At 73.9% G+C, this 20132-nt stretch carries 17 protein-coding genes; 6 read left to right on the top strand and 11 right to left on the bottom strand.

Annotated features, from left to right (window positions below; all coding sequences use genetic code 11):
• Positions 1–102: 102 nt before the first annotated feature.
• Positions 103–2646, bottom strand: coding sequence for a tetratricopeptide repeat protein (locus ACFSL2_RS00335; protein ID WP_377195961.1), 2544 nt, complete (start codon positions 2644–2646; stop codon positions 103–105).
• A gap of 66 nt (positions 2647–2712) precedes the next feature.
• Positions 2713–4914: a DEAD/DEAH box helicase gene (locus ACFSL2_RS00330; RefSeq protein WP_377195960.1), complete on the bottom strand. Its 2202-nt coding sequence runs from the start codon at positions 4912–4914 to the stop codon at positions 2713–2715.
• A 97-nt stretch (positions 4915–5011) separates the two neighbouring features.
• Here ACFSL2_RS00330 and ACFSL2_RS00325 point away from each other — a divergent pair, with 97 nt between their 5' ends.
• Positions 5012–5668 (top strand): MSMEG_1061 family FMN-dependent PPOX-type flavoprotein, encoded by a 657-nt coding sequence (locus tag ACFSL2_RS00325; RefSeq protein WP_377195959.1) that lies wholly within the window; start codon positions 5012–5014, stop codon positions 5666–5668.
• On the opposite strand, the gene ACFSL2_RS00320 is transcribed toward ACFSL2_RS00325, so the two are convergent.
• A complete protein-coding gene (locus ACFSL2_RS00320) occupies positions 5659–5808 on the bottom strand; it encodes a hypothetical protein (protein WP_377195958.1) in 150 nt (49 codons plus the stop codon). The two genes, ACFSL2_RS00325 and ACFSL2_RS00320, sit on opposite strands and share 10 nt — an antisense overlap.
• Positions 5809–6038: 230 nt before the next feature.
• Here ACFSL2_RS00320 and ACFSL2_RS00315 point away from each other — a divergent pair, with 230 nt between their 5' ends.
• Entirely contained in the window at positions 6039–6404 is a 366-nt protein-coding gene (locus ACFSL2_RS00315) for a helix-turn-helix domain-containing protein (RefSeq protein ID WP_377195957.1), read from the top strand.
• 31 nt (positions 6405–6435) lie between these two features.
• Here ACFSL2_RS00315 and ACFSL2_RS00310 read toward each other — a convergent pair whose 3' ends face one another.
• Together ACFSL2_RS00310 and dxs are read right to left on the bottom strand one after the other, a co-directional pair.
• Positions 6436–7545, bottom strand: coding sequence for a carboxylate-amine ligase (locus ACFSL2_RS00310; protein WP_377195956.1), 1110 nt, complete (start codon positions 7543–7545; stop codon positions 6436–6438).
• A 36-nt stretch (positions 7546–7581) separates the two neighbouring features.
• Positions 7582–9477: a 1-deoxy-D-xylulose-5-phosphate synthase gene (dxs, locus tag ACFSL2_RS00305; protein ID WP_377195955.1), complete on the bottom strand. Its 1896-nt coding sequence runs from the start codon at positions 9475–9477 to the stop codon at positions 7582–7584.
• A 172-nt stretch (positions 9478–9649) separates the two neighbouring features.
• On the opposite strand from dxs, the gene ACFSL2_RS00300 reads away from it, so the two are divergent.
• A complete protein-coding gene (locus tag ACFSL2_RS00300; protein WP_377195954.1) occupies positions 9650–11101 on the top strand; it encodes a GuaB1 family IMP dehydrogenase-related protein in 1452 nt (483 codons plus the stop codon).
• A gap of 13 nt (positions 11102–11114) precedes the next feature.
• Here ACFSL2_RS00300 and ACFSL2_RS00295 read toward each other — a convergent pair whose 3' ends face one another.
• Entirely contained in the window at positions 11115–13154 is a 2040-nt protein-coding gene (locus ACFSL2_RS00295; RefSeq protein WP_377195953.1) for a HelD family protein, read from the bottom strand.
• A gap of 91 nt (positions 13155–13245) precedes the next feature.
• Positions 13246–13410: a hypothetical protein gene (locus ACFSL2_RS00290; RefSeq protein WP_377195952.1), complete on the bottom strand. Its 165-nt coding sequence runs from the start codon at positions 13408–13410 to the stop codon at positions 13246–13248.
• 117 nt (positions 13411–13527) lie between these two features.
• Here ACFSL2_RS00290 and ACFSL2_RS00285 point away from each other — a divergent pair, with 117 nt between their 5' ends.
• The gene (locus ACFSL2_RS00285) at positions 13528–14439 is read left to right on the top strand and encodes an aminoglycoside phosphotransferase family protein (protein WP_377195951.1); all 912 of its coding nucleotides are present in this window, start codon (positions 13528–13530) and stop codon (positions 14437–14439) included.
• 473 nt (positions 14440–14912) lie between these two features.
• Here ACFSL2_RS00285 and ACFSL2_RS00280 read toward each other — a convergent pair whose 3' ends face one another.
• The 4 genes from ACFSL2_RS00280 to ACFSL2_RS00265 form a co-directional block, all read right to left on the bottom strand.
• On the bottom strand, positions 14913–15851 hold the full coding sequence (locus ACFSL2_RS00280; protein ID WP_377195950.1) for a threonine/serine dehydratase: 939 nt from the start codon (positions 15849–15851) through the stop codon (positions 14913–14915).
• A gap of 25 nt (positions 15852–15876) precedes the next feature.
• Positions 15877–16563, bottom strand: coding sequence for an NUDIX hydrolase (locus tag ACFSL2_RS00275; RefSeq protein ID WP_377195949.1), 687 nt, complete (start codon positions 16561–16563; stop codon positions 15877–15879).
• Positions 16564–16595: 32 nt separating this feature from the next.
• Positions 16596–17375 (bottom strand): alpha/beta fold hydrolase, encoded by a 780-nt coding sequence (locus ACFSL2_RS00270; protein ID WP_377195948.1) that lies wholly within the window; start codon positions 17373–17375, stop codon positions 16596–16598.
• Between the two features lie 66 nt (positions 17376–17441).
• Complete coding sequence (locus tag ACFSL2_RS00265; RefSeq protein WP_377195947.1) at positions 17442–18074, bottom strand: TetR/AcrR family transcriptional regulator; 633 nt, start codon at positions 18072–18074, stop codon at positions 17442–17444.
• A gap of 82 nt (positions 18075–18156) precedes the next feature.
• Here ACFSL2_RS00265 and ACFSL2_RS00260 point away from each other — a divergent pair, with 82 nt between their 5' ends.
• Together ACFSL2_RS00260 and ACFSL2_RS00255 are read left to right on the top strand one after the other, a co-directional pair.
• Complete coding sequence (locus ACFSL2_RS00260) at positions 18157–19065, top strand: alpha/beta hydrolase (RefSeq protein WP_377195946.1); 909 nt, start codon at positions 18157–18159, stop codon at positions 19063–19065.
• Between the two features lie 100 nt (positions 19066–19165).
• Positions 19166–19783, top strand: a complete 618-nt coding sequence (locus ACFSL2_RS00255; RefSeq protein WP_377195945.1) for a hypothetical protein — start codon at positions 19166–19168, stop codon at positions 19781–19783.
• Positions 19784–20132: the final 349 nt, after the last annotated feature.

Raw genomic sequence — 20132 nt, 5'->3', positions numbered from 1 at the left:
CGACGACCAAGAGACTTCCCCGAGCCCAACCCTGCATACGAACCACCCCCAGGACTCGCGCACAACGACCTGGTATCTGCAACTCGATGCTAAAGCAATAAATCAGTCAAGTCTAGATAATGTCGAAGCATCGGTCTCCCGCTCGTCCGCCTCCGACCTGGCCTGCCGCGCCTCGTCGAACCGCTCCCGGTCGTGGAGCACGAGCGCGAGGGCGCGCAGCGCCTCCACCAGCTGTGGGCGGTACGTCGCCGGGCGCTCCGCGGCAAGGCTCCGGAGGAGCACCACCGCCTCGCTCGCGGGTGCCACCGCCTCCTCGCCCAGCTTGAGGGCCGCGAGGATCGCACTCAGGTTCCGCAGCGACCGTGCCAGCGGCAGTCGGTAGCGGCGCGGGTCCGTGCCGACGAGCTCACGCCAGGTCCGCACCGCCTCCCGTTCCGCGGCGAGGGCGTCCTCCGGCCGGTCCAGCCCGGAGCAGGTGGCACCGAGCGCCGACAACGCTCCCGCCAGCACGGCGGCGTGCCGTCGAGGGTCGTCGGCGGCGAGTCGCCGGCACACGTCCACCGCCTCGTGCTGCAGGCCGAGGCTCTCGTCCCACCTCCCGAGATCCGCGAGCCGGGTACCCAGCGCCTGGAGCGAGCACGCGAGGTCCGCCAGGTACCGGCCCGGGTTCTCCTGGGCGATCCGGCGCCTGATCGCGACGGCCTCTTCGAGACACCGCAACGCCTCCGCGGCCCGACTCTGGTCGGTGAGCACGTCGCCCAGAAGGCGCAGCGCGGCACCGAGGCCCGGCAGGTGTGCGTCCGGATCGGCGGCGGCGAGCCGCCGCCGGATCTCCAGGGCCTCCGCGGCGGCCGGCAGCGCCTCTGCGCCACGGCCCAGCACCAGGAGGCGCCGCGCCCCGTTCGTCAGGACCACGGCCAGCCCGTGGGCGAACCGGTCCGGATGACGGCCGGCGGCCGCGCACCACAGCGTCTCCGCCGCCGCACCCGGTGCGGGCAGGTCCGGCGGCAGCCCCAGCTCGGCGTGCCGCACGGCCAGCGTCGAGGCCGCCGTCGCCAGGTCGAGCGTGACCACGCCGGGGCGGTCCGCGTCGAGGAGCCGCAGCAGACCGACGGCCTCCTCCTCGTACCGCAGCGCCTCGTGCGGCCGGGCCAGGGCGGACACGGTGGCGCCGAGGCGCGCGAGCAGAGCGGCCAGCTGCGGACGGAACCGGTGCGGATCCGACTCGGCCAGCGTCCGCAGCAGTGCGACGGCCTGCTGCTCGTACTGCTCCGCCTCGGCGGTGCGGCCCACGTCGCCGAGCGCTGCACCGGCGTCGCACAGGGCCTCGGCCCGGCGTGCGGCCTGGTCGGCCGATGTGGTGGCGAGGGTGCGCAACGTCAGCTCGACCCGCAGCTCGCCCAGCGCGAGCGACGGGTGCGGAAGGGCTCCGGAGACGGAACGCAGCAGGTCGTGGTCCTCCGGGAGAGCGCCGACCACTGCGCCGAGCCGGTCGAGGGCGGGACTGTAAGTTTCCGACCGTTCGTCGGGCCCCGCCACGACGAGCCCCGCGGCGCGCAGGGCGGCCCGGCGCGCCGAGGCCGCACCGGCGTCGGCCAGGCATGCGCCGAGCAGCCGCGGAGCGCCGGTGAGCTCCGCCAGCAGATGGGGGTCCACCAGCCGTCCCGGCAGCGCCCGCTGCGGGTCGAGGTCGAGCAGCCATCGCCCGACCTCCGCCTCCGCACCCGGCCGCACACCGGGCAGCACCGCCGCGACGCCGCGCACGAGGCGCTCCGCGGCGTCCGGCGTACGCACCCCCGTGAGGGTCGCCGCCGCGACCAGCCCGTCCAGCGCCTCGGGAAGGAACCCGGCCTCGCCGAGCACGCCGGCGTGCTCCGCCGAGCGGAACCACGTCCAGCGCTCGTGCTCGAGCAGCTCGTCGAGCGCGTCGGACACGTCGACGGGCACCACGGCGTCCTGGCGCCGCGCCGGCGCGCGCAGCACCGCGCAGAGTGCTGCCGCGTGGAGGTCGAGCATCCGTGCGCCGCCGCCCGGCAGCGACGCCACGGCCACCCGCGGCGGCGCGAGCCCGAGCACCCGCGCGTAGTGCTCCGCGAACCCCGCCACCAGCCGCGCGTCCACCTGCCCAGGAACCACCTCGGCCCGCAGGTCCTCCCCGGCCAGCGCGGGCTCGAGCAGCGCGCGCACGGCCAGGTCGACGGCGGTGAGCCGGCTGAACCACTGGCCGGCACCGCGCGCGACCAGGAGTACGCGCAGCACTCCGCCCCGGGCTCGTGCCACCGTGCGCAGCAGCTCCGCGAGCGCCGGGCCGCGCGTCTCGGCGTCGTCGATCACCAGGAGCGCGGGGGCGCCGTCGGGCACGGCGGTCAGCGCGGTGGGCTCGGCACCGTCGGGCACGTCGAGGCAGGTCCAGCCGGTCCGTGCCAGCCTTTGGGCCACCTCGCGGGCGAGACGCGTCCTTCCGACGCCGCGCGGGCCGCTGATCAGCCGGACCGCTACCGCCTCCGGACCGGTGCACCAGTCGAGGAGCGATGCCAGCTCGGCGGTCCGTCCGATGAACGGGACGATGCGTCGTGCCGGTGCGAGCAGCCGCCCGGGCGACACGGCGTGTGTGACGGCGGCACCGGGTGACATGGACCTGGACACGACGTCAGTGAACCGCAGTCCCGATCGAACCGGCTATCACAGCCATACGGGTTGCCGCCGCCCCGGTCATGGTGTGCGGCTGAGGCGTTCCTGCTCCTCGGCGAGGATCGTCCGGGACAGCGAGGTCTCGGACGGTGCGGCGACGTCCACGGCCGACGGCGACGCGTCGGTGATCTCGGACTGGCGGGCGAACTCCTCGAACAGCGCCGACTTGGAGCCGAGGATCTCCATCATCCGCTGGTCCACGGAGTGCTCGACCAGGAGCCGGTGCACCTGGACGGTGCGGGTCTGGCCCATGCGGTGGGCGCGCGCGACGGCTTGCGCCTCGATGGTGGGCTTGACCTGTGGCTCGCAGAAGACGACGACGCTGGCGGCCTGCACGTTGAGCCCGACACCCCCGGCGGTGATCTGGCTGACCAGCACCGACGGGCCGCCGGGTTCGGAGAGGGCGTCCACCATGGTCTGTCGTTCGGGTACGGGTACCGATCCGGTCAGGGGTCCGACTGCCAGGTCGCCGAGCAGGTCCATGACCTGCTCCAGGACGGACAGGAAGTAGGAGAAGACGATGACGCGGCGGCCGCCGTCGACCGCCTCCGTGACGAGCTCGCGCAGGCGGACCAGCTTCGCGGACTCCGCGGCGTCGGACACGGCGAACGCGGCCCGCCGCATCGCCATGAAGTTTCCGGCCAGGACGGCGTCGCGGTAGGCCGCGCCGTCGGCCGGGCCGAACTGCTCCCACTCCTCGACCTGCACCATCTCGGGCAGCTCGGTGAGCACGTCCTCCTGGTTGCGGCGCAGGTAGGCCGGCGCGACGATCCGGCGGAAGGCCTTCGCACCGGACAGGCCGGCGTGCGGGTCGAGCTGCCCGGCGACCTCGGGCTGCAGGTAGCCGACCATGTTCTTGAACTCGGCGACCTTGTTCTCCATCGGTGTGCCGGACAGGAACAGGACGCGGTCCGACCGGTCGGCCCAGCGGCGCACCTCGCGGCCGCGGATGGTCTCGGGGTTCTTCACGTAGTGCGCCTCGTCCACGACCAGGAGCGCCGGGGTCAGGTCGTACGGGAGGTCGAGCCGCCCGAGCACCTCGAAGGTCGTGATCGCCACGCCTCCGCCGGCGAGCCAGGCGGAGGCGGCGTGTTCACGGTCGGTGCCGTGCATCACCACCGCGGTGAGGCCGGAGTGCTGCTCCACCTCGCGCTTCCAGTTGGTGACGACGCTCGCCGGGCAGACCACCAGCACGTGCGTGCCGCCGGTGGCCACGAGGTGCGCGGCCACGGCTATGGACTGCATGGTCTTGCCGAGCCCCATCTCGTCGCCGAGGATCGTGCGGCGCTGGACCAGTGCGTACTTCGCGCCGAACTGCTGGTAGCCGCGCAGGTTGGCGCGCAGCAGGCTGCGGTCCAGCGGCTGCGCCTCGACCCGCCGCACGACGTCGGCGGGCAGGCCGCCCTCGGCGGCCTCGTGGTCGTCGCCCAGGTCCACGACCTGCGACAGCAGGCCGTAGTACTCGGCAGACCGGGCCTCGAAGTCCGTCCACACCTCGGCGGGCTCCGGCGGCTGCCCGACGGCGGCGCGCACCGCCCGTGCGTCGTCCGTCAGCCGCGCGCCCGCCAGCTGCTCGGCGAGCGCGGAGACCGCCTCGAGGGCCGCTGCCCGGCGGTCGGCGGACGCCACGAGGCGCCGCCAGACGCTCGTCGCGACACCGGCGGGCTCCAGCTCGCCGGGCACGGCGGCGGTGAGGCGGCGCGCCTCGTCGAGGTGCCGGTGGCGGGCGTCGGTGGCCAGCCCGAAGGCGTACAGGGCCTGGACGAGCACGGTGGCGTACGGGTCGCCCGGGTCGACGTCGATGCGGAACCGCAGGTCGGCGTCGACCTCGTCGGCCAGCTCGCGGGCCGCGGAGGTGGCGAGCTTCGCGGTCCCGGCGCCGATGCCCGCCTCGACGAGCCGGTCGGTGCCCGCGACGAGCACCTGCGTGACGTTCTTGAACCCGGCCTTCTCCAGCACGGCCACCCGCAGCTTCTTGCGCCGGTCCTCCAGCGCCGGGACGCCGACGGTGCGGAGATCGGCGTGGACGCGCACCTCGCGCGTGGCCGTGTATGCGTCCCGGACGCGTTCGCGCAGACCGGTGTCGGCGGTGGTGAGGAGCCGTGCGTCGTCGAGCAGGGCCTGTGCCCGTTCCACGACGCGCCGGGCCGCGCGGGCCTTCCAGGGCCGCGACGAGCGGGCCGGGGCACCTGCTGGGCTGGGGAGGGTCGTCTGCTCGGTCATGGCGCTGCGAGCGTACCCGGATGGTCTGACATGCCCCATTCGCGGCGTACGCACCGTTCACTGGTCGGCGCGGTCGGCCCCGGTTTATGTTGGGGCCATGACCAACCAGCTGAGCAGCGAGCCGAGCAGGTTCGGCGGGACCCCGGTGACCACCGTCGAAGAGCTCCGCGAGATCATCCCGCCGCCGCTGAGCACGGCCGCGGGCAAGGTGCGCGCCGCGCTGCACGACCTCGACCGGCAGTGGCTCGAGGCGTCGCCGCTCTGCCTGGTCGCGACCTCGGACGGCGAGGGCAACCTCGACGTCTCCCCCAAGGGCGACCCGGCGGGGTCCCTGGTGCGCGTCCTGGACGAGCGCACCATCGCGATCCCCGAGCGTCCTGGCAACCGCCGCACGGACGGGTACCTCAACGTGCTCACCAACCCGCACGTGGGACTCATCTTCGTGATCCCCGGCCGCGGCGACACGCTGCGGGTCAACGGCTCCGCCCGGATCGTGCGCGACGCCCCGTACCTCGCCGAGCTCCAGGTACGCCGCAACCTCCCCGTGCTGGCGCTCGAGGTCGACATCCAGGAGGTCTTCCACCACTGCTCCAAGGCGTTCCTGCGCGCGAAGGCCTGGGACCCCGAGACCTGGGACACGGAGACGGTGCCCCGCCGCGCCGTGCTCGCCCACACCCTGGAGCGTCCGGAACACACCCTCGCAGAGGTCGAGGCACACTACGGCCCCCGGTACGCCGAGACCATCTACGGCTGACGGCCGGTTGCGCGGTGCGGCGCGCGGTCGACGGCGGGCAGCGACGCCATCGCTCTCGAGACGAGCACCGCGGTGACCGCGGAAGGGCCGAACGGTCCCCTGGCGATCGAGCCACCGGACCAGACGGGTGCGGTAGACACGGGGCGAGGGTGCCAGGTGAGGCCGATTTCGTTCACGTGAGCCCGGCGCAGTTCAGCACGGCTGACCAGTTCAGCCAGTGCGAACTTGCCAGGGCTCGGATGAACGAAATTCACGGCACCCGGCACCCGGCACCCGTCGCCCGGGTCTGGTCCACCCGCACGGTGGGCCAGACCTCCAGCCCTGTGGACGGCCGCGGACCGTCGGTCGCCGTAGATACCACGCTGGTCGCATGGCGCGCACCAACTACGACCCGCTGGATCCCGACCCGCTGTTCGACGGCACCATGGATCCCGACATCGACGACGACGGCACACCGATCCGGCCGCGGCCGGCCCCCACGCTGAAGCGCGACGGGCTCGCCCGTCTGTGCGCGGCGGCCATCCGGTTCGAGGCCGCCCGCCGGGGCCTCAGCCAGCAGCAGATCGCGGCCGAGGTCGGCCTGTCCAAAGCAGCGGTCTCCGACCGGTTCCGCGGCCGGACTCCCTGGACGCTGGATCAGGTCGGCGTGATCGCCGAGCTGTTCGGCTGCGACCCCGCCGTGCTCGTCAACGAGCCGCGCAGGCCCGCAAGGGACGTGGCCGGAAACTACTGGTGAGCGCTGCTTGCGGGGCCGCTCCGGCGCCGGTTCACTCCAGCGTCGCGTCCGCCGCGCGCCGTGCGACCGCAGCGAGGTCACCGTCCGTCTCGGCCGCCCAGGAACGCTGCCGCGACGCCCCGTCCCCACCGGACCAGAGCCCGCCCAGCAGGTCGGTGACGGCGTCCAGGTCGCCCGCGTCCACCAGCGCCTCGCGGACGTGGTCCACCAGCGCCCCGACGACGTCGTGCGCGGGAGCCGGCCGCCAGGTCCGGGGGTCGACGAGGTCGCCGCCGAGGCCGGAACGCCCGGCGCGCCAGAGCGCGGTGCGCAGGATCTCGGTGGGCACGTCGGGCGCCGGGGAGCCCGCAGCGCGTGCCGCCGTCTCCACGAGCCCGCGGGCCAGCGCGGCCAGCAGCGTGGCGGTGTCCGCGGAGAGGCACACGTCCGCGACCCGGATCTCCACGGTGGGATAGCGGGCCGACAGGCGGGCGTCGAAGTAGACCATCCCCTCGTCGAGGATGGTGCCGGTCGCGACCAGCGCCTCGACCGCCGCGTGATAGGCCTCCGGGGTGCCGAAGTGCCGCGTCGGGCCGGCCGTGTGCCAGCGCGACCAGACCTGGGACCGGAAGCTCGCGTACCCGGAGTCCACGCCCATCCAGTAGGGCGAGTTCACCGACAGCGCCAGCAGCGGCGCGAGCCACGGGCCGATGCGGTCCAGCACGGCGACGCCCTCGGCGTCGTCCGCGACCGCGACGTGCACGTGGCACCCGCTGGTGAGCTGCTCGCGGGCGGTCAGGCCGAACTCGGCCCGCGCGGCGAGGTAGCGGAGCTTGTCCACCGTCGTACCGTCGAAGGCCAGCGGCGACGTGGCGAGCGCCGCGACACGGGCGCCGTGCCGGTCGGCGGCGGCCTGCGCGCCGGCCCGGCCCTCCCGGATCGCCGCGGCGATCTCCTCGAGCGTGGACCGCGGTGGCGTGGCGGTCTCGAGCTGTTCCTCCATGAGCTCGTGCTCGAGCGGACCGTCCCCTGGCTCGGCGCTGCCGAGCACGGCGTGGGCTCGCGGGACCGCGGTCCCGTCCTGCCCCACCAGCATCAGCTCTTCCTCGACACCGACCGAGCGCGGCGCGCCGGTCCCTGCAGCAGTCCCTGTGCCCGTCACCCTCGCAGTCTCACACGCCTCGCCGGACGCGGACCGTCACAGCAGCGCGAGCGCCGCCAGCGCGTCGCGCGTGGCGTCCGCGGCGGTCATCCGCTGCGCCGTGACGATGTGGTCACGGCTCGCGTGGTCGAGGAAGGCCACCGGGAGGCCCATGTGCACCTGCGGCGTGGCGATGCCCTGCTCCCCCGCGCGCTGGGCCAGCATGTCGCCCACGCCGCCGTCGACCACGCCGTCCTCCAGCGTGACCACGACGTCGTGCTCCCCGCACAGCTTGACCAGGTTCTCCGGGACCGGCAGCACCCAGGTCGGCGACGCGACGGTGACCTCGACGCCGTGTGCCGCGAGCGCCGCGCCGGTCTCCATCGCGCAGCGGGCCATGGAGCCCACGCCGACCACGAGCACCCGCCGCGCGGCCCCGCCGGTCGAGCGGGTCAAGACCGCCTCGAACCGTCCCACGACGTCGACGCCGTCGAGCTCCTCGACGGCCGGGATGTCGTCGCCGAGCGCGCCCTTGGGGTAGCGGACCACCGTGGGCGCGTCGTCGACGTCGACCGCCGTGCGCAGGGCGGCGCGCAGGGTCGTCTCGTCGCGCGGGGCGGCGAGGCGCAGGCCTGGCACGATCCGCAGCATCGCCATGTCCCACATGCCGTTGTGGCTGGCGCCGTCGTCGCCGGTGATGCCGGCACGGTCCAGGACGAAGGTGACGCCTGCCTTGTGCAGCGCCACGTCCATGAGCACCTGGTCGAACGCCCGGTTCAGGAAGGTGGCGTAGACGGCGACGACGGGGTGCAGCCCGGCGTAGGCCATGCCGGCGGCCGACGTCGCGGCGTGCTGCTCGGCGATACCGACGTCGAAGGTGCGCTCCGGGAACTGCTGCTGGAACGGTGCGAGCCCCACGGGGTGCAGCATGGCGGCGGTGATGGCGACGACGTCGGACCGGCGGCGCCCGATCTGCACGATCTCGTCCGCGAAGACCTTGGTCCAGCCGAACCGGCTGGGGGCGACCGGCAGCCCGGTCTCCGGGTGGATCGCGCCGACGGAGTGGAACCGGTCCGCGATGTCCTCCTCCGCGGGGGTGTAGCCGCGGCCCTTCTCGGTGATCGCGTGCACGATCACGGGGCGGCCGAACGCCTTGGCGCGGCCGAGCGCCCGTTCGAGGGCCTCGGTGTCGTGGCCGTCGACGGGGCCGATGTACTTGATGCCCAGGTCCTCGAACAGGCCCTGCGGTGCCACGACGTCCTTGAGGCCCTTCTTCAGCCCGTGCAGCCAGCGCCACGCGAAGCGTCCGGGCGGGCCGGAGCGGTGCAGGGCACGCGTGCCCCAGCTGAGGAACGCCTCGTAGCCGCTGGTGGTGCGGAGCGTGTCGAGGTGGTTGGCGAGCCCGCCGATGGTCGGTGAGTACGACCTGCCGTTGTCGTTGACGACGACCACGAGCTTGCGGTCGCGGCTCTCGGCGATGTTGTTCAGCGCTTCCCAGGCCATGCCGCCGGTGAGGGCGCCGTCGCCGATGACGGCGACCACGTGGTCGTCCTTGCCGCGCACCTGGTTGGCCTTGGCGATGCCGTCGGCCCAGGACAGGGCGGTAGAGGCGTGGGAGTTCTCGACGATGTCGTGCGGGGACTCGACGCGGCTCGGGTAGCCCGACATGCCGCCACGCTTGCGCAGCTCGGAGAAGTCCTGGCGGCCGGTGAGCAGCTTGTGGACGTAGGCCTGGTGGCCGGTGTCGAACACGATGGAGTCGCGCGGCGAGTCGAAGACCCGGTGCATCGCGATCGTCAGCTCGACGACGCCGAGGTTGGGGCCGAGGTGGCCGCCCGTGCGCGAGACGCTCTCCACGAGGAATCCGCGGATCTCCTCGGCGAGCTCCGGCATCTGACCGGGCGTCATCGCCCGGACGTCCTTGGGCGAACGGATGTCGCTCAGCAGGCCCATGCTCGTCCTTTCGTCGTGCCCCCAGCGGGGGAATCGGGGCCCCACTCTAAGGGGCACCGACCTCTCCACTGTGCCACGAGAGCCTCGCCTCCCTCGCCTGTCTGCGATACCTCCACAACGATGTGGCCGGACTCATAGGCACGGCGGGAAGAACTCCATACCCTTGGTGAACGTGCGCTTCCTTCCCGAGCAGAGCCCTGCCACCGACCTCACCTACGGCGACGTCTTCCTCGTCCCGTCCCGCTCGGACGTCACGTCGCGGTTCGACGTGGACCTCGCGTCCGACGACGGCACGGGCACCACGATCCCGGTGGTCGTCGCCAACATGACCGCCGTGGCGGGCCGCCGCATGGCGGAGACCGTCGCCCGGCGGGGTGGTCTGGCGATCATCCCGCAGGACGTCCCGGCCGACGTCGTCGCGGGCGTGGTCGCGGACGTGAAGGCCAAGGACCCCGTGATCGAGACCCCGGTCGTGGTCTCGCCGCACGACACCGTGGCCAGCGTGCTGAACCTGCTCGGCAAGCGCTCGCACGGGGCCGCCGTCGTCGTCGAGGACGACCGGCCGGTCGGTGTCGTGACGGAGTCGGACTGCACCGACGTCGACCGGTTCACGCGCGTCGCCGAGGTGATGTCCGCGGAGCCCCGGCTGCTGGACGCCGCCCTCCTGGACGGTCCGGGCGGGCTGGAGGCGGCCTTCGACGTGCTGCACTCCGCACGCCTCGACCTGGCTCCCGTGGTGCGGGACGGCCGGCTCGCCGGGGTGCTGACCCGCAAGGGCGCGCTGCGCTCGTCGATCTACGGCCCGGCCCTCGACGCGTCGGGGTCGCTGCGGATCGGTGCGGCGGTCGGCATCAACGGTGACGTGGCCACGAAGGCCAAGGACCTGCTCGCGGCGGGCGTGGACGTGCTCGTGGTCGACACGGCGCACGGCCACCAGGCCAAGATGCTCGCCGCCCTGGAGGCCGTGCGGTCAGTGGACCCGACGGTGCCGGTGGTGGCGGGCAACGTCGTGACCGCCGACGGCGTGCGCGACCTGGTGGCGGCCGGCGCCGACATCCTCAAGGTCGGCGTGGGGCCCGGTGCGATGTGCACCACGCGCATGCAGACCGGCGTCGGACGGCCGCAGTTCTCCGCCGTCCTGGAGTGCGCCGCCGCGGCGCGCGAGCTCGGCAAGCACGTCTGGGCGGACGGCGGCGTGCGCCACCCCCGCGACGTCGCCCTGGCGCTGGCCGCCGGCGCGTCGCAGGTGATGGTCGGCTCCTGGTTCGCCGGCACGCACGAGTCGCCCGGCGACCTGAAGTCGGACGGTTCGGGCCGCCTCTACAAGGACTCGTTCGGCATGGCCTCGGCGCGTGCGGTCGCGGCCCGCAACTCCGGTGCGGGGACCGCGTTCGCGCGCGCCCGCAAGGCCCTGTACGAGGAGGGCATCTCCACCGGCAAGATGTACCTCGACCCGGCGCGGCCGGGTGTCGAGGACCTGCTCGACGAGATCACGTCCGGCCTGCGCTCCGCGTGCACCTACGCCGGGGCACGGTCGCTGACCGAGTTCTCCGAGCGTGCCGTGGTGGGCATCCAGTCGGCGGCCGGCTACCAGGAAGGGATGCCGGTCGCGACGAGCTGGTGACCCGTCCCGAGGATCACTCGACGATCACCAGGCGCCGGGTCGGGCGCGTCAGCGCGACGTAGAGGTCACGCTCACCGCCCGGCCGGGCAGCCGTGATCCCGGCGGGATCGGCGACCACGACGGCGTCGAACTCCAGCCCGCGCACCTGGGAGACCGGCACCACCCGGACGTCGGAGCCGGCCAGTGCCTCGGCGATGCCGGGCACCGCCGTGTCGGCCGCGAGCACGGCGACCAGCTCGTCCGGCGCGGTCGCCACCTCGGCCTCCGCCTCCTCGACGACGGCGCGCACGAGGTCACCGGTCACTGCGACCCGGCGAGGCGCGGCGCCGTGCCGTACCGCCACGGCGGGCGCCTGGTCCGGCGCGATCCGCTCGCGCAGCGGGGCGGCCTCCTCGAGCACCTCGGCGGTCGTGCGGTAGCACACGGTGAGGGTGCGCACGTCGGCGCGCTTCGCGAGGTCGCTGCCCAGCGCATCGGCCCAGGACCCGGCGCCGGTCGCCGGCCCGGCCTGGGCGAGGTCGCCGACCACGGTCATCGAGCGGCCGGGGCAGCGACGCAGCACCGCACGCCACTGCATCGGTGTCAGCTCCTGGGCCTCGTCCACGACCACGTGGCCGTAGATCGTGGCCGGCGGGCCGTTCAGCAGGTGCTCGGCCTCGTCGAGCAGCGGCAGGTGCGCGGAGGTCCAGGTTCCCTCGCCGTCGGTCCCGAGCGCCGGGTGCTCGTCGAGCACGTCCAGCACCACGTCGGCGGCGGAGAGCCGCGGCCACGCGGACTCGACGGCCTGCTCCAGGGCGAGGTCGCCGAGGAGCTCGGCCCGGAGCGCGCCGGGGTCGAGCTCCGCCACGGCCGCGGCGTGCCCGAAGGCGCCGCCCGCATCCGGTCCGAAGCCCAGCCTCTCCAGGTCCTTGGCCGCGGCCCGGTCGACGTCCACGCCGCCGGTGAGCACCTCGATGTCCTCGTCGAGCTTCGCGAGCAGCACACGGGCGCGCGCCTGCACCTCGTCGGCCACGAAGTCCACGACCAGGTCCTTGAACAGCGCCCTGGCCTGGTTGTGCGGCAGCCCGGCGCCGCCGGCGGACTCGCGGGCCTCGGCGAGGGTGTGCTCGTCGAGGGTGACGGCGTCGCCGTCGACGACCACGACGAGCGAGTCGGCCGGTGCCTGGTACTGCCGCACGGTCTCGGCCAGCTCGTCGGCCAGCCGGGCGTCGCCGGCGGCACGGCGCAGCTCGTGCCCCGCACCGGGCGGCGTGTCGAGCCCGAGGGCGTCGGCGACGACCCGGTCCGCGGTGCTCATCGCGACGTCGTTCTCGCCGAGGGACGGCAGGACCTCCGCGATGTAGTCGAGGAAGCGGGAACCCGGGCCGAGCACGAGCACGCCGTCGACCCGCGCCTCGTCGAAGCCGGCGAGGACGTACGCGGCACGGTGCAACGCCACCACCGTCTTGCCCGTGCCGGGTCCGCCCTCGACGACGGTGACGCCGCGGTGCGCGGAGCGGATGATCGCGTCCTGCTCGGACTGCAAGGTGGAGACGACGTCGCGCATGCGGCCGGTGCGCCGCGCGGTGATCGCCTCCAGGAGCGGACCGTCGCCGATGACGTCGTCGGGGCCGGGCTCCGCGCCGTCCAGGATCTCGTCGCTGACGCGCGCGACCCTGCGGCCGTCCAGGCCCAGGTGCCTGCGCCGGTGCAGCCCCATCGGGTGGGCCGCCGTGGCCGCGTAGAAGGGGCGCGCGGCGTCGGCACGCCAGTCGACGAGCAGCTGGTCGTCGTCGTCGCTCAGGCCGGTACGGCCGATGTGCAGCGAGCGGCCGTCGGCGTGGTCGATCCGGCCGAAGCACAGGTGGTGCTCGGCGGCGTCCAGGGTGCGTGCCCGGCGGGTGAGCATGCCGACGCGCACCTCGCGGGTGAACGCCTCCTCCGGGTCGGTCGACGAGGTACGGACCGCCTCGTCGAGGTCCGCGCGGACGCGCGCCACCTCGCCGTCGAGCCTGGCGTACAGTCCATCGACGTACTCCTGCTCGGCGAACTGCTCGGTCTGGCGTTGCTGCACCGGGTCTCCTCGTTGTCGGGCCTGACGTCAACGCGAACGGTTCCCGGAAGGTTCCCGGGCGAGCACCGCGCGCGGGCGCGCCGCTCGGCGCTCAGGACTCGCCGCAGCCGATCATCGACGTGCCGACCATGCGCGGTGCCTCGCCCGTGACGCGCGCCACGAGCTCGCACGGCGTCCGCGCGTCGCGCCGCCGGACGGCAGGCGCCACGGCGTCGAGGTAGGCGGCGGGGTCGCCGTCGGTCCACGTGGTGGCCATGCCCCAGTATGGGCACACCGGTACCGTTGACCGCCTGCCCGGGACCGGACGCCCCGCCGGACCACGGCACGGGACCCGCCGCAGAGAATCCTCGCCGCACAGGACAAGGAGGCCGCCGTGGTCGCCGCCGACCTCGACGTCACCGTCGACCTCGCCCGATCACTCCTGGAGGAGCAGCATCCCGACCTCGCCGACCGGCCGCTCGAGCTGGTGGCGAACGGTTGGGACAACGTGATGGTCCGCCTCGGCGACGACCTCGCCCTGCGCCTCCCCCGCCGCGAGCTCGGGGCGCAGCTCATGCGCAACGAGCACCACGTGCTCCCGCTGCTGGCCCCGCGGCTGCCCGTCCCCGTCCCGGTTCCCGTGCGCGTGGGCGCGCCGAGCACGGCGCTCGGCTACCCGTGGCCGTGGGGCATCGTGCGGTGGGCCGACGGCGTCCCCGCGGCGACCGTCCCACCGGCCCGACGCACCGCGTGGGCCGAGCACCTGGCGCGGGTGTTCGTCGCACTGCACCAGCCGGCCCCGGAGGACGCGCCCGGCAACAGGTTCCGCGGGATCCCCGTCGCGGAGCGGTCGGCGACCTTCGACGACCGCCTCGCCCTGCTCCCCGAGCGGCTGCACGCGCCCGCCCGCGACCTGTGGGCCGACGCGACGGACGCCCCGGGATACGACGGCGTCCCCGTGTGGCTGCACGGCGACCCGCACCCCGCCAACCTCGTGGCCGACGGCGACCGGCTGTCGGCGGTGATCGACTTCGGGGACGTGACCAGCGGCGACCCGGCGTCGGACCTCGGCGCGATGTGGCTGGTCTTCGACGCCGAGGGCCGCGACCGCTTCCGCCGCGCGGTCGACAGGCACGCACGGGACGGACGTGGCTGGGACGCCGGGATGTGGCGCAGGGCGCAGGGGTGGGCGCTGCTGTACACGACCATCTGCTTCTCCTACCCGGACACCCACCCGATCATGGTCGGGGTCGGGGAGCACGCGATCGAACAGCTCTTCGGCTGCCGGCGCCGAACCGCAGGTTGACGGTGTGGTCCGGTTGCCGAACCGCACGGTGACGGTCCGGTCCGGCTGCCGAACCGCACGGTGACGGTCCGGTCCGGCTGCCGAACCGCAGGTTGACGGTGTGGTCTCGTCTCGAGCCGCACGTTGACAGTGGGCCGACAGTGGGTCCGACACCGAGCCGCAGGTTGCTGGTCCACTCCAGCACCGAAACGCACGCCGAGAGTCTGGGCCGACGCCGAACCGCAGGTAAACAGTCCACCCCGGCGCCGAACCGCAACGACACGCCGGAACGGGTGTGCGATACCGGCGTGTCGTTGCGGTTCGGCGAACCAGGTCTGGGCAACTTGCGGTTCGGCAACCGCCCCAGACCAGCAACTTGCGGTTCGGCGCCACACCGCACCGCACCAGCAACCAGCAGCCAGCAGCCAGCACAGCAACCAGCAACCCGACACGGAACCGCAGCCCGGCGAACCAGGTCCGGGCACCCCGTCAGCTCAGCCGGTGAACCGCACGGCCGTCGTGTTCGCCCCGCACACCAGCACCGCCACCCGCTCCCCCGGCTCCGGCACGTAGGCACCGGACAGGAGCGCCGAGAGTGCGGTGGCACCGCCGGGCTCGGCCACCACCCGGGCCGTCTCCCACAGGGCGAGCTGGGCCGAGGCGATCGCGTCGTCGGTCACCAGCACCGACGCGGCGACGAACTGCTGGGCCAGCGGGAACATGAGCTGCCCCACCTGTTTGGGTGCGAGCGAGTCGGCGGCGATGCCCCCGGCGGGCGCGTCCACCGGCGCGCCCGCCGCGAGCGCCCGGTGCAGCGTCGGCGCGCCCTCGGGTTCGACGGCGACCATCTTGACGTCGCCGCGGAACCAGGCAGCGAGCCCGCCGATGAGGCCACCGCCGCCGACGGCGACGAGCAGCGTGTCGACGTCGGGCAGGTCCTGGCCCGTCTCGAGGCCGAGCGTGCCCTGTCCGATCAGCGTCTCGGGCTGGTCGTACGCGTGCACGGTGAGGGCGCCGGTGCTGGCGACGAACTCCTCGCTCGCGGCGAGCGCGTCGGCATACCGGTCGCCGCCCACGACGAGCTTGGCGCCGTACCCGCGGATCCGGTCGGCCTTGGCCGCCGAGGTCACGCTCGGCACGAAGACGGTCGCGGGGACGCCGAGCCGCGCGGCGGCGTAGGCGACCGCCGCGCCGTGGTTCCCGCCCGAGGCGGCGACCACCCCGGCGTCGGGTACGTCGCGGGTCAGGAGGCTCGTGAACGCGCCGCGTGCCTTGAAGGACCCGGAGTGCTGCAGGCACTCGAGCTTGAGCGCGACGGGGTGGGCGGCGCGGCCGAAGTCGGCGAGGTCGACGTCCAGCACGGGGGTGTGCCGTACGTGCGGGCGGATCAGGGCGGCCGCGGCGCGGATCGCGGTACGGGTCACCTCGGTCATCGGGCGCTCCTCAGGTCGTCGGACGTCACGTGATCCCCAGCTCCTTGGTGCGGTCCCAGCCCTCGGTCCAGCCGAGCTGGTCGAACATGGCGTCCAGGACGCCGGCGGTGAACCCCCACACCAGGTGGGTGAGGTCGCCGTCGTGCACGTGGAAGCCGGGGCCGCGCCAGGCCTGGTTGCCGCGGCGGGCGACGACGGTGAAGCGGTTGGCGGGGTCCAGGAGGTCGGCCACGGGGGCGCGGAACACGTGCGCGGACTCGGCGACGTCGACCACTCCGACGGGCGTGGGGCGGGACCACCACCCGAGCACCGGTGTGACCACGTGGTTGCTGACCGGCATGGGGAGCTCGTCGAACGCGCCGAGCACCTCGACGCCGGCCGGGTCCAGCCCGGTCTCCTCGACGGCCTCGCGCAGGGCGGCGGCCACGGCGTCCTCCCCGTCGTCGGCCCGGCCGCCGGGGAAGGCGACCTGGCCGGCGTGGCTGCGGAGCGTGGCCGCCCGGGCGAGCAGGAGCACGTCGAGGTCGGCGGGTACCGCCAGGTCGTGGTCGTCGCGGTGGGCCGCCAGGCCGTCCAGGACGCCGAACAGCACGAGCACCGACGCCGGGCGGGCGTCGCTCGTGAAGTCACCGCGTGCGTGCCGCCACGGCCCCTCGAAACCCCGTTCGGCGAGCGCGACCAGCTGCTTGCGTGCGGATGCGGAAGAGCTCACTGCCCGACCTTAACTCCGGTCCGGAGGCGCACTCACCAGAGGAAGGACCGGATGGCGGTCGCCACGGCCGCGGGCCGGTCGCGGTGGACCGCGTGGCCCGCACCCACCACGATGCGCACCCGCACGCTCGGGTTGCGGATCATGAGCTCGACGCCGGTGCGCGGCCGGAACAGGGCTTCGTGGGCGGGGTCGGCACCGAGCACGAGCGTGGGGACCACGAGGCGGGTGATGACGTCGGTGTGCCGCCACGGGGCGTTGTCGCGCAGGGTGCGTGCCACGGCGTCGGCGTCGGCGGCCTTCGCCGCGTCGGCGACGGCCGCGACGTCCCGCCGGTCCCATGCGGCGTGCGCGGCCCGCACCGCCTGGGCCGACGGCGGGTGGGCAGCCTCGGCGATCTCCTGGGCCGCGCCGGTCTCGAACCGGTCGTCCGGGATGTCGAGGGCGGGGTCGAGCAGCACGAGGCGGCGCGTGAACCGGCGGTCGGTGTCGGCGGCCAGGGCGCCGAGCAGGCCGCCGAGGCTGTGGCCCACCACGAGGTCCCAGCCGGTGCCGAGGCTGCGGACGTCGGCGACGTGGTCGGTGAGCCGGTAGGAGTCGGCGCGGGGGCTGGTGCCGTGGCCCCGCAGGTCGGGGGCGACCACCTCGAAGCCGTCCTCGGCGAGGGTCTCGGCGAGCTGCCACCATGTGGCGCCCGCCGACCCGATGCCGTGCAGGAGCAGCGCCCGGCCAGGTCCGGTGCCCCAGCGGGTCGTGGCGAGCACGAGCGCGGAATGTTCGGACGAGCCGTCTGGTACCTCACGCGACATCGCCATGAACAGAGGGTAACGAGGGCGTGTACACCCGTTGCCCACATCCGGGGCTCCGCGACGTCCGCCGGCTCACCGCAGGGCGACAGGGTCCGCACCGTGGGCCGCCAGCAGCGCTCGTACGGCCTGCTCGGCGCGACCGTACACGCCGTCGTCGGCGAGCAGGAGCGAGCGGTCGTTCGCGGCGTTCAGCAGCGCGTTGATCTCGAACTCGACCTGGGCGGGGTCGGTCCCGGGGTCAAGCTGGCCGGCGTCGACCGCCGTCCGCACCTGGTGCGCGACGTACGACTCCCAGGTCCGTTGCGCCGCGACGACGGCGTCCCGCACGGCGCCGCCGCGCATGTCGAACTCCACCTCGACGGTGCGGAAGAAGCAGCCGCCCCGGAACACGCGCGAGCGCGAGTACTCGATCCAGGCCTGCACCAGCGCCCACAGGCGCCCCAGCCCCCGCTCGGCGGAGCGCGCCGGCGCGATCACGTGCTCGGTGTAGATCTCGGTGGCGCGCTCCACCGCGGCGAGCTGGAGCTTCTCCTTGGATCCGAAGAGCCCGGCGATCGCGCTCTTGTTGACGGGTGCGGACGCGGCCAGCGCACCGAACGACAACGCGTCCAGACCGCTGACGGACGCCTCCTGCACCGCGCTGTCCAGCACGGCGCGTCGGGTGCGGTCGCCGCGGGCGCGGCGCAGGTCGGTGGACTCGTTCATCCAAAAGAGTGTACGACCGTTCGCACATCAGATAGTGTGCGAACGATCGCACAGATTGTCTACGCCCGCACCGGAGGCCCCCGTGTCCCAGACCCAGCGCGCGACCCGCGCCACGTTCCGCACCCTCGGCCGCGTCGCGCCACCGCTCGCCCTGGCGCTCGGCGCGGCCGCCTACTGGCGCGTCGGCACACCGGCGCCGGTCCGGGAGGCCGATCGCGCCGTCCACGACGCGGCGCGCCGCACCCGGCTCGCGCACCGCACCACGTTCGGCCGTGGCCGCGACGTCCGGGCCGGCAGCGGCCGGGAGGTCGCGGTGACCGCCTACACCTGGGGCGACCCCGACGCGCGCGGCGTGCTGCTGGTGCACGGCTGGCGCTCCCGCGCCTCGGCGTTCGGCCGGATCATCGAGGACCTCACCGGCGCCGGGCTCCGGGCCGTCGCCTACGACGCCCCGGGCCACGGCGCCTCCGGCGGGCGGCAGCGCACCGGCCTCGACGACCTCACCATCATCCGGCGGCTGTCCGACGCCGAGAGCGCCCCCTGGGCAGGCGTGATCGGACACTCGCTCGGCGTGCTCAGCGCGGGGATCGCCCTGCACGAGGGCATCCGGGCCGAACGCTTCACCGCGATCTCCGGGATCTCGTCGGTCCGGGTCACCACCGACGGGTTCGTCCGTGCGGCAGGGATCCCCTGGGCCCTGCGGGACCGGTTCGCGACGACCGCCCAGCGCTACGGACTGCCCGACCAGCCCGACGTCTACGCGCGCTTCGACCTGACCGCGCGCACCGTCCCGGCGACGGTGCCGGCCCTCTGGGTGCACGACGCGGGCGACCGCATGAACCCCCACGTCCTGTCGGAGCGGCTCCACGAGGCCCATGCGGCGTCGAGCGAGCTGTTCACGACCACCGGGCTGGGCCACAACCAGATCCTCGGCGATCTCGCGGTGCGGGCCCGGATCCTGGACCACCTGGCGGCACCCGCGTCCGCCTAGCCGGGACGATACCCAGCCGGATGCATGGATCCTTCCCTGACCTGCAAAAACACCCTATTCTAGCGTCCGGTGTGGGTCCGGTCCCGCGGAGGGGAAGACGATGGAGCACGCGAGCGACCACGCCCTGGCGGCGACCGCGGTCGGCATCCTGGCCGCGCTGTGGTTCGCCTGGACGGTCCGGCACGCCGGGCCCTGGACACGGCTCGTCCCCTACGTCGGTGTCGCGCTCTCCGTCGCCGTCGTGACCCTCGGCGTCCTTGCGGCGGTGCGCACCTGGTCCGAGGGCACCGTGGTGACCGGACCGGTGGTGAGCATCTACGCCGCCGCGCTGCTCGCCCATGCCGCCCTGACACGCTGGTGCACCGGGCTCGTCGCGAGCAGGTACCGCCGAGCGGTCGCGGCGGCCAAGGATGACGCCAAGGCCGGCGTCACCACGGGCAGGTCCCGGCTCCACCTGATCCCGACGATCGTCGCGGCGTCCACGGCGATCCAGGTGGGCATCGTCGCCAACACCCTCGACGTGCCCGCCCTCTACCTCGGCGGCGCTGCCGGGCTCCTTGCGGCCGCACTGGCCTGGCCGCTCGGCTGGACGCTCCGCGGGCTCACGCACCCCCGCGGCCACCGCTCGACGGCGGCACTCGCCCACCCCGTGACCGGCCTGCTCACCGGGGCGGTCCTGCTCGGCACCGCCGTATGGGTGCTCCTGCCGCCGCCGTAGCGCTGCCCCGCCGCCGCACCCTGGCGCCCCGTCCCGCACGCACGCGGGGTGGGGCGCCCCCTCTTTACCTGGACGGATAGAGGAAGTATGTCGAGAATAGTTCATCTTTTGCTTGACACTCGACAGAAGTCGCCATAGGTTCACAAAGCCACCTTGTGGTGCACAACACCCATGCGAGTCATCTAGGGTCTTACCGACCGAGACGGCTGTATGAGTCATGAGGGCGTGTCCGCCGCCGTTGACGGTCACGAGCCGACGTCCTTGGAGGGAACGACGATGTGGTCCACCTTCGTGATCATCGTGACACCGCTGTCATCCGCGGCGTCGCCGCCGACGGTTTCGCGCACCT

Origin of the sequence: Promicromonospora aerolata (assembly GCF_042682255.1) — a bacterium.
GTDB classification, from domain to species: Bacteria; Actinomycetota; Actinomycetes; order Actinomycetales; family Cellulomonadaceae; genus Promicromonospora; species Promicromonospora aerolata.
The sequence above is the reverse complement of the archived record's forward strand: the minus strand, read 5'-3'. Positions and strand labels throughout refer to the sequence as shown.

Coding starts and splice junctions, on each gene's coding strand:
- ACFSL2_RS00330 (WP_377195960.1), bottom strand. CDS start 4,914: ATGACCGAGCAGACGACCCTCCCCAGCCCAGCAGGTGCCCCGGCCCGC.
- ACFSL2_RS00325 (WP_377195959.1), top strand. CDS start 5,012: ATGACCAACCAGCTGAGCAGCGAGCCGAGCAGGTTCGGCGGGACCCCG.
- ACFSL2_RS00315 (WP_377195957.1), top strand. CDS start 6,039: ATGGCGCGCACCAACTACGACCCGCTGGATCCCGACCCGCTGTTCGAC.
- dxs (WP_377195955.1), bottom strand. CDS start 9,477: ATGGGCCTGCTGAGCGACATCCGTTCGCCCAAGGACGTCCGGGCGATG.
- ACFSL2_RS00290 (WP_377195952.1), bottom strand. CDS start 13,410: ATGGCCACCACGTGGACCGACGGCGACCCCGCCGCCTACCTCGACGCC.
- ACFSL2_RS00280 (WP_377195950.1), bottom strand. CDS start 15,851: ATGACCGAGGTGACCCGTACCGCGATCCGCGCCGCGGCCGCCCTGATC.
- ACFSL2_RS00270 (WP_377195948.1), bottom strand. CDS start 17,375: ATGGCGATGTCGCGTGAGGTACCAGACGGCTCGTCCGAACATTCCGCG.
- ACFSL2_RS00265 (WP_377195947.1), bottom strand. CDS start 18,074: ATGAACGAGTCCACCGACCTGCGCCGCGCCCGCGGCGACCGCACCCGA.
- ACFSL2_RS00255 (WP_377195945.1), top strand. CDS start 19,166: ATGGAGCACGCGAGCGACCACGCCCTGGCGGCGACCGCGGTCGGCATC.